1 protein-coding gene is annotated in these 1,313 nt (G+C 44.7%); it reads right to left on the bottom strand.

The annotated features are described in order from the left end of the window. Window positions 1-13 precede the first annotated feature (13 nt). The gene (locus BM030_RS19570) at window positions 14-1,192 is read right to left on the bottom strand and encodes an IS4 family transposase (protein WP_090975280.1); all 1,179 of its coding nucleotides are present in this window, start codon (window positions 1,190-1,192) and stop codon (window positions 14-16) included. Window positions 1,193-1,313: the final 121 nt, after the last annotated feature.

Below are 1,313 nucleotides of genomic sequence, written 5' to 3' on the forward strand. Positions count from 1 at the left end.
TAGTACTGATGCGTTAACTTTTTGCATCAAATAAGTTTAACAATTTTTGTTCTTTGACACTTTGATTTTTTTGATCCTGAGCGATTAGATCCTTTAGCGGTGTTTTATCAAACGCCGAGATTCCGAGGATCTGCATGATTTCGTAAATGGAGAGCGTGCTTTTCAGGTTATGCTTGACCATGGCTACGATAAGATAGGTACAAATGGCTATCCAGACATGGGTGTTGACCGCATTTTCAGAATGCCCCCATAAGGATTTTATGACCAGGTTCTGCTTTATCCATTTGAAGAACACTTCAATCTGCCACCTGTGGCGGTAAAGCCGAGCTACTTCAAGAGCGGATACCTCGAAGTTGTTGGTAAGGAATGCCAGTTCGACTTCTTTGTCACTGTCGTAGTATTCCACCAGCCTTAATTGGCCGGGATACAGCTTTTTGGACTTGTACCCGTTCAGTATGATGGTACGGTCGGCAAGCAGCCCTGTCCGTGGATCGATATTGGGATTATTTTCAACAACGGAGAAATCCATGGAAGATTTGGCCCTGGTGATAAAGTATGCGCCGCAAACATCGATATTGTGCAAAGCTGCGAAATCAACGTAAGCTTTATCCATTACATATATCGCCTCTGGGATGGGGATCAGGATGTCCAGCGAGTTGCTGTCATGGTATTTCCCATCGGTGATTAGGATAAATGCCGGAATACTTCCCCTGAGATCCAATAGGGTGTGTACTTTGACCGCTCCGCGTGAGTATTTGCCGGGTGCCCATCCGAATAGTTTCAGGCTGAGCGATATGGTCGTGGAATCCAACGCAAACACCTCGTTTGAAATATCCACCCCCAAAATGCCCTGCTTGCTGTACATGGGCCTTACTTTACTGATCAGGTAGTTCCCGAAATCCGAGAAAACCCGCTGGTCACGCCCTTCGTTCGCCCTTGACAGTGTCGATTGGTTGACATATTTCCGGATCCCGAGGTGATACAGCTTATTCTTATGCGCTTTCAAGCATACGCAGATATCCCGGAGCGAATTGCGCGAGGTAAGCTGGCCGAAAAACAACTGGATGAACTGGTTCCAACAGTTGAAACCCCTTGTCCGGAAATCACCATCGTACTTCGCCACGCATTTGTCGAACTCGTACCTGTCAACAAATTGCAGAAGCTGGGCAAAAACATACTTCCCTGAATTCATAGCCGCATTTTAAGGCGGCAAATCTACAGGTCAATTCAAATCAAAAAATCAAAGAACGACTATAATATATTTATATACAATGCTTTACAATGAATTTTAAAAACTTAACGCATCACTAGTA

This window comes from Parapedobacter composti, from assembly GCF_900112315.1.
Lineage (GTDB): Bacteria > Bacteroidota > Bacteroidia > Sphingobacteriales > Sphingobacteriaceae > Parapedobacter > Parapedobacter composti.